15 protein-coding genes and 1 tRNA gene are annotated in these 15,751 nt (G+C 35.8%); 10 read left to right on the forward strand and 6 right to left on the reverse strand.

Going from position 1 to position 15,751, the window contains the following annotated elements; translation table 11 throughout:
- Window positions 1–147 precede the first annotated feature (147 nt).
- Together F6K06_RS18780 and F6K06_RS18785 are read left to right on the forward strand one after the other, a co-directional pair.
- Window positions 148–1,068, forward strand: coding sequence for an AAA-like domain-containing protein (locus tag F6K06_RS18780; protein ID WP_287239677.1), 921 nt, complete (start codon window positions 148–150; stop codon window positions 1,066–1,068).
- Window positions 1,056–2,063, forward strand: coding sequence for a WD40 repeat domain-containing protein (locus F6K06_RS18785; RefSeq protein WP_287239679.1), 1,008 nt, complete (start codon window positions 1,056–1,058; stop codon window positions 2,061–2,063). Before F6K06_RS18780 ends, F6K06_RS18785 begins: the two co-directional genes overlap by 13 nt.
- A gap of 99 nt (window positions 2,064–2,162) precedes the next feature.
- On the opposite strand, the gene F6K06_RS18790 is transcribed toward F6K06_RS18785, so the two are convergent.
- Window positions 2,163–3,692 (reverse strand): serine/threonine-protein kinase, encoded by a 1,530-nt coding sequence (locus F6K06_RS18790; protein ID WP_287239681.1) that lies wholly within the window; start codon window positions 3,690–3,692, stop codon window positions 2,163–2,165.
- 96 nt (window positions 3,693–3,788) lie between these two features.
- Between F6K06_RS18790 and F6K06_RS18795 the strand changes: the two genes are divergently transcribed.
- Window positions 3,789–3,861 (forward strand) — tRNA-His (locus tag F6K06_RS18795).
- A gap of 103 nt (window positions 3,862–3,964) precedes the next feature.
- Here the strand turns inward: F6K06_RS18795 and F6K06_RS18800 are convergent.
- The 4 genes from F6K06_RS18800 to F6K06_RS18815 form a co-directional block, all read right to left on the reverse strand.
- Window positions 3,965–4,546, reverse strand: coding sequence for a hypothetical protein (locus tag F6K06_RS18800; RefSeq protein WP_124155107.1), 582 nt, complete (start codon window positions 4,544–4,546; stop codon window positions 3,965–3,967).
- Between the two features lie 2 nt (window positions 4,547–4,548).
- On the reverse strand, window positions 4,549–4,746 hold the full coding sequence (locus F6K06_RS18805) for a hypothetical protein (protein ID WP_124147158.1): 198 nt from the start codon (window positions 4,744–4,746) through the stop codon (window positions 4,549–4,551).
- A 558-nt stretch (window positions 4,747–5,304) separates the two neighbouring features.
- Window positions 5,305–5,517, reverse strand: a complete 213-nt coding sequence (locus F6K06_RS18810; protein WP_124147159.1) for a hypothetical protein — start codon at window positions 5,515–5,517, stop codon at window positions 5,305–5,307.
- A 12-nt stretch (window positions 5,518–5,529) separates the two neighbouring features.
- The gene (locus tag F6K06_RS18815) at window positions 5,530–5,841 is read right to left on the reverse strand and encodes a hypothetical protein (RefSeq protein ID WP_124147160.1); all 312 of its coding nucleotides are present in this window, start codon (window positions 5,839–5,841) and stop codon (window positions 5,530–5,532) included.
- 240 nt (window positions 5,842–6,081) lie between these two features.
- On the opposite strand from F6K06_RS18815, the gene F6K06_RS18820 reads away from it, so the two are divergent.
- From F6K06_RS18820 to F6K06_RS18850, 7 genes are all read left to right on the forward strand, one after another.
- Window positions 6,082–8,067: a serine/threonine-protein kinase gene (locus tag F6K06_RS18820; protein ID WP_124147161.1), complete on the forward strand. Its 1,986-nt coding sequence runs from the start codon at window positions 6,082–6,084 to the stop codon at window positions 8,065–8,067.
- Between the two features lie 643 nt (window positions 8,068–8,710).
- Complete coding sequence (locus F6K06_RS18825) at window positions 8,711–9,007, forward strand: hypothetical protein (protein ID WP_124147162.1); 297 nt, start codon at window positions 8,711–8,713, stop codon at window positions 9,005–9,007.
- 55 nt (window positions 9,008–9,062) lie between these two features.
- A complete protein-coding gene (locus F6K06_RS18830; protein WP_287239686.1) occupies window positions 9,063–9,689 on the forward strand; it encodes a hypothetical protein in 627 nt (208 codons plus the stop codon).
- Between the two features lie 23 nt (window positions 9,690–9,712).
- Entirely contained in the window at window positions 9,713–10,045 is a 333-nt protein-coding gene (locus F6K06_RS18835; protein WP_287308798.1) for a hypothetical protein, read from the forward strand.
- A gap of 372 nt (window positions 10,046–10,417) precedes the next feature.
- The gene (locus tag F6K06_RS18840) at window positions 10,418–11,062 is read left to right on the forward strand and encodes a Uma2 family endonuclease (RefSeq protein WP_124147164.1); all 645 of its coding nucleotides are present in this window, start codon (window positions 10,418–10,420) and stop codon (window positions 11,060–11,062) included.
- A gap of 425 nt (window positions 11,063–11,487) precedes the next feature.
- Window positions 11,488–12,669, forward strand: coding sequence for a GNAT family N-acetyltransferase (locus tag F6K06_RS18845; RefSeq protein ID WP_124147165.1), 1,182 nt, complete (start codon window positions 11,488–11,490; stop codon window positions 12,667–12,669).
- Window positions 12,670–14,010: 1,341 nt separating this feature from the next.
- The gene (locus tag F6K06_RS18850; RefSeq protein ID WP_124147166.1) at window positions 14,011–14,400 is read left to right on the forward strand and encodes a hypothetical protein; all 390 of its coding nucleotides are present in this window, start codon (window positions 14,011–14,013) and stop codon (window positions 14,398–14,400) included.
- A gap of 605 nt (window positions 14,401–15,005) precedes the next feature.
- Here the strand turns inward: F6K06_RS18850 and F6K06_RS18855 are convergent.
- Complete coding sequence (locus F6K06_RS18855) at window positions 15,006–15,692, reverse strand: RNA methyltransferase (protein WP_124142792.1); 687 nt, start codon at window positions 15,690–15,692, stop codon at window positions 15,006–15,008.
- Between the last annotated feature and the right edge of the window lie 59 nt (window positions 15,693–15,751).

Raw genomic sequence — 15,751 nt, forward strand, 5'->3', positions numbered from 1 at the left:
AAACTATTCCAAAATCTAGATAACAGAAAAAAAATCAGGAAAAGTCAGGGTAGTTAAAATAAAAAATCAGGATTTTTATAATTGTTCTGTTTATCAATGCTCAACATGAATAAAATATAATTATAGTAATTTATATGCTAATCTACCATGAAATCAGAATCAGAGTTTACTTGGAGCCAAGCTAAAGAGAGAGCAAATCAAATAATCTTCCAAAACACTGGTACACACTTGAGCGATCTGGAAATTCTAATTCTCCAAGGAGCATGGGAAAAACAAACTTATATTCAGATAGCTCAGGAAAATGGTTATAGTGCTGAATATCTCAACAAAGATGTCGGCAATAAAATGTGGAGTAAATTTTCAACAGCATTAGGAGAAAAGATAACTAAAAAAAATTTTAAGGAAGCACTACAAAGATGGAAAGAGGATAATAATAATCAATTTGTTTCATCCATTGTCAAACTACCTTTTCCAGAAGGAGCAGTTGCTCTAGATTCTCCTTTATATATAGAGCGAGAAAATGTAGAAAATTTATGTTATCAAACTATAGAAAACCCAGGATCTCTAATTAGGATAAAAGCTCCTAAACTGATGGGTAAAACTTCTTTAATAATGAGAATTTTAGCTCAGGCTAAAGCTCAGAATTATCGGACTGTCTATCTAGATTTAAGTAGTGTGAATCGAACAGTTATTACTAATTTAGATAAGTTTCTCAAATGGTTATGTTTAACAGTAGGTCGGCAATTAAATTTAGAAAATCAGCTAGACAACTATTGGGATACAGAAATTCTTGGCAGCAATGATAATTGCACAGTATATTTTGAAGAATATTTATTAACAGAAATTGATACACCATTAGTGTTGTGTTTGGATGCAGTAGACCGGTTATTTCCTTATACTGAAGTCATTGAAGATTTTTTTGGGATGTTACGATTTTGGCATGAAAGAGGAAAAATATCTGATGTTTGGAAACGACTACGTTTGGTAATAGCACATTCAACAGAAGTTTATATTCCTCTAGATATTAATCAATTGGTAGCGACCATACTGTTAGGTTGTGGAATGTAGAAGGTCTAGAAGGTACAGAACCAAGAACTTTTACAAATAATCAAGGTGATGTATCAGTTGTCAGTTTCAGTCCTAATGGCAAAATTCTGGCTTCTGCTGATACTGACAATACTATCAAACTATGGAATGTGGCAGATGGTACTTTACTGATAGTTCTCAAAGGTCACAGTGGAGATGTCTTTCATGTTAGCTTCAGTCCGGATGGTAAATTTTTAGCTTCTGCTAGTCTCGATAATACAGTTAGACTGTGGAATGTGAAAAATGGTACTCTAGTACAGACCTTTAAGGGTCATAGTAGGTCTGTTTATGCTGTTAGTTTCAGTCCGGATGGAAAGATTTTAGCTTCTGCTGGCGATGACCGTACTGTAAAATTATGGCGACTCACTGATCAAGTATTTTTGCAAAGTCTTAAGGGTCATCTCCGCTCAGTTAGGAGTGTCAGTTTCAGTCCGGATGGTGAAGTTTTAGCTTCTGCTGGTTTTGACCATCGGGTAATTTTGTGGAGTGTCGAAGATGGCAGGATGTTGAAAGTTTTGGATCGGGGTAATCTTAACTTGGTTGCTGTTAGTTTTAGCCCAGATGGCAAGTTACTTGCTTCCAGTGGTGGTGATGCTGCTGTGAAGTTATGGAATGTGGCGGATGGTACTGAGGTGCGAACTCTCGAAGGTCATGGAAGTTGGGTGAGAGATATTGATTTTAGTCCGGATGGTAAAATAGTTGCTTCTGCTGGTTTTGATAGAAAAGTGATTTTGTGGAATGTGGCGGATAGTACTGAGGTGCAAACTCTTGAGGGTCATCTGGGTCGGGTTTTTAGTATTAGTTTTAGTCCAGATGGTAAGTTACTAGCTTCTGCTAGTGAAGATGGTACAGTTAAGCTATGGAATTTGACTTTGGATATTGAAGATTTTATGGAGTTGGGTTGTCAATGGTTGAGGGATTATATTGTTACTCAAAATCAGGATGAGGAGATACAAAATATTTGTAGAGACTACTGAACAGGTTGTTTTAATAATTATTGACAACGGCGATCGCACCCTAGAAGTGGCGTGACTTGAATTATCTATCCCACACTTTCAGCTAAAACCTAATACCTACTACCTAACAGCACACTTATCCAACTTTTTCGCCATCCCCTCAGCATGACTCCACCATTTTTGACCTCCTGCCCAAATTCGTGAAGGTAAATGACCAACTGGTGCCCAACTTCTAAACTTAAATCCGCGATCGCGAAAATGCAAATTATAAGTCAACCAACCTACCTGACTACAAAACTCTCCATAATCTTTATCCACACTTTCATAAATCTGTTTTTGCACGCTAAACCCAAACTTCCCCTGACTATACTTCACCCAGAGGCAATCAATAGTCAGCAAATCTTCACAAGGCAAATTATCAATATCATCCCTAAACAAATAACTTTTTCTCCTCTTCCCCAAAGCATCACATAAAACTCCCCAGGTTTCCATATCTGCTTCCCGCCACTTTTGCACTGCCAACAAATACTGCAATTTCCTATACTTTACCCCCACTGCTGAAATTAACTGATTTTCATCGAGTGCCATAACTTGGGGAATAAACCTTCCTACCAAACTCCGGACCGATGGCAACACAGACAACTTTTGATTTACTAACGCCAAAGACTCAACATTTTTCACAGGTCGCCTAACAATATTAGACCTAGACTCCAACACCTCCAAAACTTGTTCCGCTGTCTGATAGCGTTGACTCACAGAATTTTGCAATAATTTATCTAATATATTGCCCAGACTTTGACTCACACTACCCCCACTAGGCAAAAAATCTCGCCATCTCCAACAGTCATTGATGACATCGAACATATCCCACGGTGCAACATCCGTCAGTAAATGAATGCAAGTTACGCCCAAACTAAATAAGTCACTTGCTGGCAATGCTTTCCCTCTGGTTTGCTCCGGTGCCATATATTCTGGACTACCAATAATGGTACCAGTGCGAATTAAAGCAGTACCCGTCAGCAACTTCGCTACGCCAAAATCAATTAATACAATTTCCCCCACTTTTCCTAATTTTTCCAGTTGATTTTCTCCAGGTAGGTGGGGTGGTTTTTGATAGTTAATAGGTGGAGAAATACGACGAATAATATTTTCTGGTTTTATATCCCGATGAATAATTTGATGTTGATGAATAAACTGCAATACTGGCAGTAAACTTCGCAAAAATTGCCATATTTGTTCTTCGTTAAATACCCCCTGTTGTTGTAATTCTTGCTTCAGTGTCAAACCCTGAATATATTCCTGCACCAAATACAAATTTTGATTGTGTTGGAAGTGAGCTAACAATAAAGGAATTTGTGGATGTTGCCCCAACTGTACTAACCGCATCACCTCTCGCCGAAATAATCTTGCTGTTGTGTGATGACTTTCGGGGTCTTGGGTAGGACATGAAAGTTGCTTGAGAATACATGGGAGCTTCAGAGGATGTTTTTCATCTACGCCCAAAAATGTTTTGCCAAAACCTCCCTGACCAACTTTTTTCAGAAGACGATAGCGTCTTTGGAGGAGTAGGGGCGATCGGCAACTCTGGCAAGAGCTTGCTGTATCTGGATTTTCAGGATTGGGACATTGAGGGTTAACACAATAACTCATTGAGGGGTTGGTTTTAGATTTTAGATTTTTGTCTAGGGGGTTTACAAATATAATTTAGTAATGCTATAGTAGTTTACTGTAAGAAAAATATGTATGGCGAGCGTGGCCAAGTGGTTAAGGCAGTGGTTTGTGGTTCCACCATTCGTGGGTTCGAGTCCCATCGTTCGCCCTTTTTAATATTATAAAGTCTTAAAGGCTCTGACAAAAACTCAAATAAAAATTGACAACTTTGGTAGGGTGTAGACATCTACAACCCTAAAATTTATTTATTCTTATTGTTCTCCATCGTCGGACACAGGGAATTGTTGACTTAACTCCTGAACAGTTTGTTGAATCACACTCAACTTCTCATCTATAGAAGCTAAAATTTCCTTGGGGTTATTATCAGTAGGTTCTTTTTCAACATACTGCACTGCTTCTTTTGCCCAGTTGCGGATACCTATGGGAGCAAATGCTTTGAAAGTATCTTTTACTCTGTCGTTGGACTCAGGAGCTTCAAAAGCATAATATTCAATGATTTTGGCTATTATTACGTCTGAAAACTTTGTATGACCTTTGATCCACTTATCTCTGCTCGCTAAATCTGCTTTTGTATACCAACCAAGAAGTTGATAAATCTTATCTTGTAAATCTTTTTTTAATCCCGAGTTTCCAGTACCACATAATTTCGCTGTAGCGTTAAAAGTGAAATAAGCTTTGTCATCTCTTTCGCTGTAAGTAACTTCCTTCAGTATTGCTAGTGCATAAATCATCTCTCTAGAAGGGTAGCTTTTAACCATAGCAGTTTCTCTGATAGTCGGTAAAATTTCCCTCAGTATCCAGCGCTTAAATTCCTTCTCTCCTAAGGAATTCATTATTAACTCATATAGCCCAAATTCGGAAGTAACAATAATTTCTTGTTCGTCGTATATTTTTGCGTAATTTTGTCCTCATCGCTCAACCTACCATCAGGTATTTTTAAAATATCACAAATATCTTCCACAACAAAATAAGGTTCGTCACCGTCTCCAAAAATAACACGCACTTTATTGGAGTTGAAATTGTAAGTAAGCATAGGTTTTTTCTGTTAATTAATTAATTAATTGATTAAGGATTCAATTTCTCCTTAGCCATTAACCATTTTTCCATAGTGTGGAGGTATTGCTCAAAAATGAACCCAATTGAACTGGAGTAGCAGCATCTCAAAAAGGATGAATGTTCGGGTCAAAAGGAACCCGGTTTTGAGAATAAACCTTATGTTTTAACAACAGACATTATTAATTTTCTTACTATAAAAGTTGCATCCCTTTTCCTTAAAGTATTTTTTAATTTAAACACTGTCTATATGAGAGATTCTTGTTACTGATAGCTGTTTACGCAGCATTACGCAGGAAATTATTATGTTATTTTTCCACAAAAAATTTACTCTTTCTCATCTTGAATATTTTCAGCAACCTGTTCAATTTATGCCATTTCATCGATCATTTGTTTTGGTGTTCGTTTCTGAGAATTTTGAATATAATTTAACTTCATTTATTCCAATAAATCAGACAGTAAAGACTGCAGTTCATGCAATGTTGCTTCATCCTGAAGTTCTTGACGTAAAGCATCTTGAAATTGTTTAGCTAAACTGTCAAAAAGTTCCCTTTAAAGGACTAATTTTATTCTCAAAAAAATCTATTTCCTGAGTAACATTTTTTGACATTAAATAATCGATACTCCAGAAAGTTACAAAAGCTTTTCTTGTAGATTCAATCCTCACTCGTTTACGCATTCGTCGTTGAATTTTGGCAAAAGTGGCAAACTTATTACCTGCTATAAATGGGTCATCTTCTATTAAGGCCACACTCTTACTGCGTCAAGAAGTTAATAAATCTTTTGTAGTTGGGTCTAGGAGTCCTTTTTCTGGTAGTTGTGCCACCAATTGATTCACAGTAACAAGATAATTATCCGTCTGAATATTAGGTTCTATACCTTTGATTGGGTCATAAACTCTAACAACAGCAGGCAAATACCTAAAATAAATGTCCCGTAACGACACATAACTAATATTAAATAGTCCTAGAGTAAGATTCAAAAGAGCCAATAAAGCGATCGCTTTTGCCCATAATGGAACTTGCTGAGAAGGCTGAGAAACCTGAATATCATCAGTTAAATTAACATTTGACATAATTATTATTAGACATAAATTCGGAATAAGTTCAGTAATACCAGACTTATAGTTCAATTTAGGCTATTTACACTCTGTCCAAGGGAAGAATTAATATAGAGATATAGCACTACGCAAATAGTTTAGGACAATTATAAACACTCAAATTCAGTCAAGGATAACTTCTGACTTCTGACTTCTGACTTCTGACTTCTAACTTGCGCGTAGCTCTATAGTTGCCGAATCTTTTTAATACTTATAATGAGCTACTGTTTAAATCCTCAATGCCCAAATCCTCAAAATCCTGAAGAAACATTATATTGTCTAGCTTGTGGAGCAAAATTGCTGCTGAGAGAAAGATATCGCCCTATGAAACCTATAGGTAGGGGTGGCTTTGGTAGGACTTTTTTCGCTGTAGATGAAGATAAACCTTCTCACCCTCCTTGTGTAATTAAACAATTTTTACCTCAAAATACTGGCGACCCAAAAAAAGCTGCCGAGTTATTTCAACAAGAAGCAATTAGATTAGATGAACTTGGTCAACATCCACAAATTCCAGAATTATTAGCTCACTTTGAACAGGATAATAATCAATATTTAGTACAGGAATTTATTGATGGTTCTAATCTTGCTCAAGAGTCAACAAAAATAGGTCCTTTTAACGACGGTCAAATCAAACAAATATTGAATGAATTATTACCAGTTTTACAGTTTATTCACGAACATAAAGTAATTCATCGGGATCTCAAACCAGAAAATATTATTCGTCGTAATTTTCTACCACAAACTACAGGATGGATGACTAATACAAATCGATTAGTATTAGTTGATTTTGGTGCAGCTAAAGTTATTACTGGAACTGCTTTAATGCAACCTGGAACAATAATTGGCAGTCCGGAATATGTCGCTCCAGAACAAGTAAGAGGTCATGCTATTTTTGCTAGCGATATCTATAGTTTGGGGGTGACTTGTATTCATTTATTAACTCAAGTATCTCCTTTCGATCTATTTGATGTAATGAAAGATAAATGGGTGTGGCGAGATTATTTGAATCAGTCTATTAATAGTATGTTAGGCAGAATTCTTGATAAAATGCTGGCAACTAACCCCAAAATGCGTTATCAGTCTGCTGCTGAGGTAATGAAAGAATTAAACTCAGAACAGAAACTCCCTACTCTCCCTAATATTTCTCCACCCACACCATCCCCAACCAGAAGACCAACACCATCTCCTACCCCCACCAGAGCGCCAATATCTACATATACACCCATTAGACAAACAAAAAATTCTATAACTGCACCGCCTCATGTTATCCAACCGACAATTATTCCTCAACCACAAAGGTCAACTTGGAAATGTGTATCGACCCTGACCGGACATTTTGACTCGGTAAATTCAGTAGCATTTAGTCCGAATGGAGAAATTTTAGCTAGTGGGAGTCGGGATAAGACTATTGAAATTTGGGATGTGAACAAAGGTAGACGTTGGTATACCCTGACTGGTCATGGCGACTCAGTACAAACTGTGGCATTTAGTGAAAATGGAGAAATGTTAGCGAGTGGGAGTCGGGATAAGACTATTGAAATTTGGGATATGAAGAAAGGCAAACGCTGGTTTACTCTCATCGGTCACTCTGACTGGGTGGATGCAGTGACATTTAGTCCAGATGGTCAGGTATTGGCAAGTGGGGGGAGAGATAAGGCAATTGAAGTGTGGAATTTGCAGAAAGCAAGGCGGTGGTTTACTCTGGTTGGTCACGAAGACCGGGTTTATAGTGTTGCTTTCAATAAAGATGGTCGGATATTGGCAAGTGGAGGTCGCGACCAAACAATTAAAATATGGGATTTTCAGAAGGCGAAGGAGCTGTTTACAATTAAGGGCCATTCTGACTGGGTGCGATCGCTTGTTTTCAGTCCAGATGGTGGCACATTAGCTAGTGGTAGTAGGGATGGCACGATTAAGTTATGGCAGGTTTATGGAGGGGAGCTTATTTCGACACCTATACAAAATTTGAAATATGGTATGAGCGATGTTTTGTCTGTTGCGTTTAGTCCGGATGGAAAAATTGTTGTGGGTGGGTATCGTAATGGGATTATTAATTTATGGGATGTTGTCACCGGAGAATTGTTGGAAACTCTTAAGGGTCATTCAAGTGATGTATTTTCGGTGATTTTTAGTCGGGATGGTAAGAGTTTAGCGAGTGGGAGTAATGATAAGACGATTAAAATATGGTGCGTTCCTGGGTAATGTAGCGCTACGCGCAAGTCAGAAGTCAGAAGTAATCGACTAACTTTGAGCATTTATAAATGTCCTAACCTATTTGCGTAGTGCTATATAGCAGGCAACAGGCAAGAGTGGGAAAAGTATTTTTCTGTCTTATATCAAATCCGTTTAATTGGACATAAAAAAATTCTTCAATCGTCATAACTACTACATCTTTGTGATTCTCTCTCCTCCTGACTCGGTGCTCCTGACTCCTCCTTACTTAACGAATCTATAACTGTTTAACCGGATTTGATATTACGGTTCATCATCAACATAAGTCCTAACTAACTCATTCCTTGCTATATCATGTTCAGTTGAATACTTATTTTCAGGTAGCAGCTAGAAGAGGAGTAGAGTTCAACAATTAATAATTAACAATTACCTCTTCTTAAAATGAATTAAGATTGATCCTTAAGGATAAAAAATTATTTTTTTCCCTTAATTGAAGTTGCTTTCAACCTTGATTATTCGGTAAAATACTTAATTTTATGTGTTATACTTAAACATGAAAAATTTATTGATAAATTAAAGACTTTCTATAGTAGATACAGCAGAATTAGTAACACTTTTGCCTGCCTTATTGCCATACTGAATTAAAGGAAGTGAAAAAGTAAGTGAAGGGCTTTTGCAAGAAGTAGGTAAGGATACATGGCAAAGAGCAAAGGCTATTTGGGAAAAATTATCGCCAAAAATAGAGTCTAAAGAAGCAGCTAAGGAAGCAGTAGAAGACTTTGCTAAAGAAGGTAATGACAAAGATGCAGAAGCAGCTTTTAGGCGACAATTGAAAAAAATACTGGACGCTGATGAAATCCTAGGAAAACAAGTAAAAAAATTAATGGAAGAAAATAATCCTACTTCCACAAACGTCAATGTTGAACAGACAGGAAATTTTAATCAAACAGCAGGAGATAATGCAAAATAAATTGGTCAAATTGGTTCAGCAGGCGATATTACTATGTAGATAGTTAGCATAAATAATGTCTGAAATTAATCAAAATGCTGGCGATAATTCTAATCAAATTGGTAGCATTAATAAAGCAAGAGATATTTACATCGGCTGTACTCTTCATCAAGGAGATTTAGATGATTCAACTTTACGCAGAATAGGCGTTTTAATTTTTCTTATATCAGTATTTTTGTTCTCGCTATTCATGGGAGGAGTTAATCTTATTCCTTTTATTAATATTGGTTTTCTTAGCTTTCCATTTGCGGATACTGGCAATTTAATTAAGTGTTGCTGGGGAGGAAGTTTTGAAAATAAAATTAATCATTATGCACAAGGGGAGTTACAACGTAAAAAAAGAAAGAATAATGATCGTAGCAACAAAGAAGATATCAAAAACCTAAACAATAAAGTTTATGTATACTGGCTTTGTCTAGAAATTATAGATAGACTTGGTGGTGGTGATTTTGAGGGATATAGAAGAATATTTGAAACTATCGATCTCTTGGAAAAAAAAACAGTAGAAACTTTAGAAAAGCTTCCCAGGAAATACAAAAAAAAATTCAACTTTTACAAAACTAAAGTTATACCAAATAACTATGTAGAATTCAACAAAATTATTCGTGAAATATATCGTAAAAAAAAAATACTCCAGGTATAAAATACGAAAATATTTTGAAACAGGTGGATCGAGAAATCGAAAGTAATTACACAAAAATTTGTCCGTCTATATTGAAAAATTTGTATGCCACAAGACAATTAATTGAGATATCTTTAGCTTCAGATATAAGAAACAAAGCAGAAAATAAGTATATTTGGGATGTAAAGTATACAATTTATCATTACAGTAAAGACTGTCCACATTGGAAAGCATTAATGTACGACTATTTAATTAATTATGATGCACAACGTGAAATAATTGTTAGGGAAAACGAAGATGATATTCATAGGGAAAGTGAATTACGCGACAAACAAATAAAATCATGTCTCAGTTGTGATGGTAAAGAAGATAAATAAAACTATAAAGGTAAGCATTCAGCCGTCAGCCATCAGCTATCAGCTATTGTGCTTTTAGTTTAGGGTCTTAGGGTCAAAGCTGTATTAACTGTCTTACTAAAAAAGTTGCCTCCTTTACCCTTAAAGTAAGTTGTTAATTGAAACACTGTCCTTAAAGATAGAGTCTTGTTGCTGATAGCTGACAGCTAATAGCTGTTTGCGCAGCAGTCCGCAGGAAATGCTTACCTACAAAGTGTTTATTTTTGACAATAAATTACTAGACTAAAAATCTATGTAAGTTTTTCTTGTTTGTTGTTATCAATCAATAATTCAGCTTATATAATAAAGTACAATACTGCATTTCAATATGTCATCATATATTAAAGGAAAAAAATGCTGCTAGAACTCAAAAGATTAACCATACCACCAGGGCAAAAAGTGTTGTTAAAAGATGTAAGCTGGCAAGAATTTGAAGAAATTATCACAGACTTAGGAGAAAGTCGCGCTTCTCGAATAGCTTATGCAAATAACACTTTAGAAATTATTACTCCATTACCAGAACACGAACTTAGCAAAGAAGTTATTAGTGACTTAATAAAAGCACTCCTAGAAGAACTAGACAGAAAATTTTTAACTCTAGGTTCCACAACTTTCAAAAATGAACAAATGGCAAAAGGAATAGAACCAGACAATTGTTTTTATATTGAAAATGAAGCTAAAGTTCGTGGGAAAGAACGCCTAGATTTAACTATCGATCCACCGCCTGATTTAGCTTTAGAAATATATATAACTTCTCGTACTCATCTGAATATTTATGCCAATTTAGGAGTAGGGGAACTTTGGCGATTTGAAAAAGGAAAATTACAAATTTATGTTTTAGAAAATAACAAATATATAGAATCAGAAATTAGCCCTAATTTTCCAGATTTACCCTTAACTGAAGTAATTCCAGAATATAGTATTCGCTGTCAAAATATGGGTATAAATCAAACCATGAAAACTTTTCGGAATTGGGTAAGAGAACAAATTATTAGTTAGTAAAGTAGGTAAATAGTTATTTTCCTATTTCTTCTATTTCAAATTAGCTTTATAGCAGTACGTTTTTTGGTGTTTTACAATAAATTTTGGTTGTAAAGGAGTAGTAAGGATGTCTTTCAGTTTCTCCCCCACTCCCCACTCTTTTTATCTAATTACCGAAAAATTGTGGTTTAAAGCTTCCTCCTTTAAGGGGATAAAAAGAAAAATTTTCCTTTGAGTCAATCCTCTTCTTTTAAAGGAGAGGTAATTATTAATTATTAATTGTTGAAACCGATGCTACCGGACATGATATCACCGCATTCTCCTGTAAATCGCCCTATCGGCGGCTCCCCTATCTAACTACTTCTTCAAGCACGGCCAACAAATGCACAATAAGTTGAGAATAGATTAACTTAGATATCGGATACGCCAATAAAGAGTTAAACATGATTCAACAGCCTAAACCTCAATATTCTCTAGCCTGGATTGGCAAAATTGCTGAAGTCCCTAAACCAGAATGGGATGCTCTGGCCCAACCTTTAAAAACTCCCTTCCTAGAATGGGACTGGCTGCATAATATGGAAACTTCTGGTAGTGTGGGTGGTAGAAGTGGATGGCTACCGCAACATTTAACAGTATGGCGAGATAGACAACTAATAGCAGCAGCTCCACTTTATATCAAGGGACACAGTCAAGGTGAATTTGTTTTTGACCATCAATGGGCCGAGATAGCTTACCGCTTAGGTATTGAATATTACCCGAAGTTATTGGGAATGTCGCCTTTTACTCCTGCTGAGGGATATAGATTTTTAATATCGCCTGGGGAGGATGAGGATGAAATGACAGCTTTGATGGTCAGGGAAATCGATCATTTTTGCGATCGCCATCATATTTCTGGATGTCATTTTCTCTATGTCGATCCAGAATGGCATCCTGTACTGCAACGTAATGGTTTTAACAGTTGGCTACACCATAGTTACATTTGGCAGAATCAAGGTTATCAAACTTTTGATGACTATCTCAAAGTATTTAATGCTAATCAACGTCGTAATATTAAGCGGGAACGTAAAGCAGTAGGAAAAGCTGGTTTACAAATGCAGACTTTCACTGGGGATGAAATACCGAAAGCTCTGTTTTCTAAGATGTACAGTTTTTACGAGAGTACCTGCGATAAATTTGGTTGGTGGGGTAGTAAATATTTGACGAAGCGATTTTTTGAACAATTACATCACGACTTTCGCCATCGAGTATTATTTGTGGCAGGTTACAGTGAGGAGGACGACCGCTTCCCTGTAGGAATGTCGTTTTGTATTACTAAGGGCGATCGCCTTTACGGTCGTTATTGGGGCAGCACTTACGAAATAGATTGTTTACATTTTGATGCTTGTTATTATGCTCCGATAGAATGGGCGATCAACCATGGTATTAAGACTTTTGACCCTGGTGCTGGTGGGCGTCATAAAAAACGGCGTGGTTTTCCAGCAACACCTAACCATAGTATGCACAAATTTTATCATAATCGTTTGTCAAAAATCTTCTTGTCCTACATTGGGCAAGTGAATGAAATGGAACAGCTAGAAATGGAGAGAATTAATGAGGATTTACCTTTTAGTCATGGTAATTCTTAATGGGACTTACACAAAATCAAGCCAGAAAATAGGCTCAAATATAGATGGGCAGAGGCTTTGATGTCAAAAAGGTATAAATCCTGAATAAGCACGGGTTCTAGCCATTTTTAAGGCATCGACGTAATTCCCTTGTCTAGACTGACTTTGAAGCATTATTTCCTACCAAAAAATGTTTAATATCATGTCCGGTAGCATCGGTATTGTAAGCGTGAAAGTAAGGAAGAAGGAAGAAGGAAGAGGGAAGAAGGCTTAAAAGCTTGGAAAAACGTAAATTTCCTGTAAATATTCACCCTTGGTTTTACACAAACGATACAGTGCGGACATGATATAACTACCATTAACACGTAAGAAAAAAGGGGATGGAAGAAAAAAGAAGGTAATAAATCAAGCAATTATTATCTCAGCTATCAGCAATTATTAAATACCTAAAGGTTGTAAGTAGATCGGAACTTCTACTAAAAAACATCTTCCTTCTTTCTCTTGTAGTTTGGCAAAGTTAAATTTTATCTAGTTATATAAAATACGAAAAATAATGCTAAAATTTCACAAAAACTGAAAATTGAGTGAGACGAGATAGTAAAATAACAATTTTATATAAAATACTTTTAAAAATAATATTCGCTACACATAAAACGTTTTTGGAGGTAGTTTAATATCTGACAACATATCCGTTATAGATGTTTATTGTAACAGTTGTTGAATATTTTTATCAGTTAAATCGTATTTATTAGCAATAGTAGTTATCGGTTTTTTACCTAACTGAAAAATCACATTTTTATGAAAATTATCTACTTGAATAAAGGTCGGATATTCAGAATTTCGTAATATCTAATAACCATCTGGATGTTGAATCCAATGCACCTGTGATTTTAGTTGCATATATTTGAGTTATACAGATAAAAATTTGAGAAGGATATTGTTCAGCAAACAAAAAGGTTTTTGACAGAAATTTTTACAACATAAACCATATTACACGATCCTTGTAATGAATATTGTCGATGATCGACAAGGTTTAAAAATACTTTTGTCGATTATTGCGTATGTCGCAATAATACAAAATAATACAAAAAGATTTCAAAATTGGTGATTCATTAAAGAGCGATCATTCTCTCTTTTATTGCGTATGTCGCAATAATACAAAATAATACAAAAAGATTTCAAAATTGGTGATTCATTAAAGAGCGATCATTCTCTCTTTTATTGCGTATGTCGCAATAATACAAAATAATACAATTGGTGATTCATTAAAGAGCGATCGTGTCAAAACCTTAGAAGCAAATATCTGTCAAGACAAGAACCCCTACCTCAAATCATTGTCAGTAAATAGGATAAAACAACTCTATGATTTCCATAAAAAAACTATCCATAGCTTGCCTAGGAGCAACAACTATCGCTTTAGCAATAAACAAACCAGCAAGCGCTAGCGTCTTTTTCAACTCCGATACAGGTCACTACTACGAATATGTTCCAGGTGAATATACTTGGAACCAAGCAAAAGCTAGTGCTGAAACTCGCTCTTATAATGGTTGGCAGAGATATCTGATAACCATCACCTCTGAAGCAGAACACAACTTTATTATTTCCAACATCGGTATACCCACAGAGCATTTCTCTGCACAAGCAGGTGGATGGTTAGGTGCAAATGACACAGCAACAGAGGGGACTTGGCAATGGGTAACCAGTCCGGAAGCGGGAACAGTCTTTTGGCAGAACGGCACACCAAACCATTGAGGGCGTATTCGACTACAGGAAACCCCATGGAGGAGGCTTAAACCTTAGCGAAATGAGATTAAATTTTGCCGACGGTTCCACAGAATTTGCCAACCTAGTTGCTGATTTCACGACCCTCGGAAACATAGTCAAGGTAAAATATTTTATCTCCTAAAGGTCAACCTATTTTTAAATAAAATTCACTCAATTAAATAAATTGGGTGTTATACCAATTTGGAAAAAGATTGTTACAAATAATAAGAGCAATTAAAAGACTTTATAGGAGATGTCCACTGGACTAAAAATATAAATTCCGACCTAATAAATGGTATTAAAGCTATTTATTCTGACTCCTGACTTTAGGAAATTTATCACTTAAAGAGCAATCAAATTGAAGAAGGAGACAGGAGACAGCTATACTGGAGACAGGAGGAAAATTACATGGGGATAGTCAACGAAGGGCCGCTCCGCGTCTACGCTCCCCCAAGTAATTTTGAACACCCCCGTTGACGGTGGGGTATTAAACCCACAAAGAAAATGATAATAATGATACCAAAATACAGCTACCTCCTAAATAACTCAACACTTTCTTACTTCTTGCTTCTTACTTCTTCCTTCTTCCTTATTCAATTACAAATATCTCTGAAAAACTTCTTCTCAATAAGTTCCCCAGCTTTAATAGATTTCCGCAGCCAATTTAATTCCAAATCTAATTTTTCTGTTTCAGTTAATTCCCAATTATTATGCTGTCGTCGCAAACGATTTGTCATATCATATAAACACAAAGCAACACTAACTGAAATATTAAAACTTTCACTAAATCCCTGCATTGGAATTTTTACCGATACATCTGCATTGTTTTGAGCATATTCTGACAACCCATTAATTTCCGAACCAAACATTAACGCTACTTTTGTATTTACAGATAATTGTTCAACAGTTATTTGTTTTGTATGGGGGGTTGTTGCTGCTATAATATAACCCTCACTTCTTAATTTTTTTAAACATTCTTGAGTATTATTTATGCCTTCTTGATTATAGCGGTATAATGTTAACCAGCGGTCTGAACCAACAGTAACACCTTGAGTAATTGTGAATATATTTTTGTTCTCTATAATATGCACATCTTGTACCCCAAAACTGTCACAACTTCGGAGTACCGCACTAGCATTGTGGGGTTGATAAATATCTTCTAAAATAACAGTAATATGACGGGTTCTTTGCTGCAAAACAGATACTATTTTTTCCCAACGAGCATGGGTAACAAATTGACCTAAATAAGTAATTAATTGTTGTTTTTCTTCTAATTGCATTCAGCATTAATCTAAATATTTATATTTACCGAAAAATTAAGGTATAAAGCCTCTACATT

Source organism: Okeania sp. SIO1H4, from assembly GCF_010672695.1.
GTDB classification, from domain to species: Bacteria; Cyanobacteriota; Cyanobacteriia; order Cyanobacteriales; family Microcoleaceae; genus Okeania; species Okeania hirsuta.

Coding starts and splice junctions, on each gene's coding strand:
- F6K06_RS18780 (WP_287239677.1), top strand. CDS start 148: ATGAAATCAGAATCAGAGTTTACTTGGAGCCAAGCTAAAGAGAGAGCA.
- F6K06_RS18790 (WP_287239681.1), bottom strand. CDS start 3,692: ATGAGTTATTGTGTTAACCCTCAATGTCCCAATCCTGAAAATCCAGAT.
- F6K06_RS18800 (WP_124155107.1), bottom strand. CDS start 4,546: ATGAATTCCTTAGGAGAGAAGGAATTTAAGCGCTGGATACTGAGGGAA.
- F6K06_RS18805 (WP_124147158.1), bottom strand. CDS start 4,746: ATGCTTACTTACAATTTCAACTCCAATAAAGTGCGTGTTATTTTTGGA.
- F6K06_RS18815 (WP_124147160.1), bottom strand. CDS start 5,841: ATGTCAAATGTTAATTTAACTGATGATATTCAGGTTTCTCAGCCTTCT.
- F6K06_RS18820 (WP_124147161.1), top strand. CDS start 6,082: ATGAGCTACTGTTTAAATCCTCAATGCCCAAATCCTCAAAATCCTGAA.
- F6K06_RS18830 (WP_287239686.1), top strand. CDS start 9,063: ATGTCTGAAATTAATCAAAATGCTGGCGATAATTCTAATCAAATTGGT.
- F6K06_RS18840 (WP_124147164.1), top strand. CDS start 10,418: ATGCTGCTAGAACTCAAAAGATTAACCATACCACCAGGGCAAAAAGTG.
- F6K06_RS18845 (WP_124147165.1), top strand. CDS start 11,488: ATGATTCAACAGCCTAAACCTCAATATTCTCTAGCCTGGATTGGCAAA.
- F6K06_RS18850 (WP_124147166.1), top strand. CDS start 14,011: ATGATTTCCATAAAAAAACTATCCATAGCTTGCCTAGGAGCAACAACT.
- F6K06_RS18855 (WP_124142792.1), bottom strand. CDS start 15,692: ATGCAATTAGAAGAAAAACAACAATTAATTACTTATTTAGGTCAATTT.